This window comes from Vibrio sp. 704, from assembly GCF_033339295.1.
In genome coordinates, this window is the sequence record NZ_JAWOUH010000189.1 from 1 (window position 1) to 923 (window position 923).

1 protein-coding gene is annotated in these 923 nt (G+C 49.8%); it reads left to right on the forward strand.

Features of this window, described 5'->3' with window-relative positions; genetic code table 11:
* Positions 1-668: 3'-5' exonuclease (locus tag R7R24_RS25380; RefSeq protein WP_318119868.1), on the forward strand; the 668-nt coding region annotated here is incomplete at its 5' end.
* Positions 669-923: the final 255 nt, after the last annotated feature.

Here is a 923-nt window from a genome sequence, read left to right on the forward strand (position 1 = left end):
CTAAGGCACGTATTGAGAACTTGGAGGAATTGGTGACCGCAACTCGCCAATTCGAGAAGCCAGAAGAAGCGGAAGAGATGTCGCTGCTGACTGCGTTCTTGACTCATGCGGCGCTAGAAGCGGGTGAAGGGCAAGCCGACGAATTTGAAGATGCAGTTCAATTGATGACATTGCACAGTGCAAAAGGTTTGGAATTCCCATTGGTGTTTATGGTGGGCGTTGAAGAAGGCATGTTCCCAAGCCAGATGTCGGCGGAAGAGGCTGGGCGTTTAGAGGAAGAGCGCCGCCTGTGCTACGTCGGTATGACGCGCGCGATGCAAAAACTCTACATCACTTACGCGGAAATGCGCCGTTTGTATGGTCAAGATAAGTACCATAAGCCATCGCGTTTTATTCGTGAGTTGCCGGAAACGTGCCTGGACGAAGTGCGGATGAAAGCGCAAGTCAGCCGACCTGCAAGCAGTGGTCGCTTTAGCCAAACTGCAGTGAAAGAGACCTTCAACGAGACGGGCTTTTCACTTGGTTCACGCGTAATGCATCCAAAGTTTGGCGAAGGCACCATCATTAACTTTGAAGGCAGCGGTCCACAGAGTCGCGTTCAAATTGCGTTCAATGGTGAAGGCATTAAATGGTTAGTGACTGCTTACGCTAGACTAGAGAAACTGTAAGGCTTTTATCGAAAGCTAGCTTGCATTGTTCGCAAACTAACTCAAGGGCTGCTTCGGCGGATCTTGTTGTATCTGGAGCCTACAAAGTACCTTATTTGAGGTTGAGTTTGAGTTTGAGGTTGAGATGGGGACAACTGTGCTTTGCAGGTCGGGCGGAAATGGCAGAAAAGAAAAACCCCGAGGGCTTGCGCCCATCGGGGTTATAGTCTTACTCGCAGCAATCCAGCTACTAAAAAGTGCTCCTTGCATCGAATC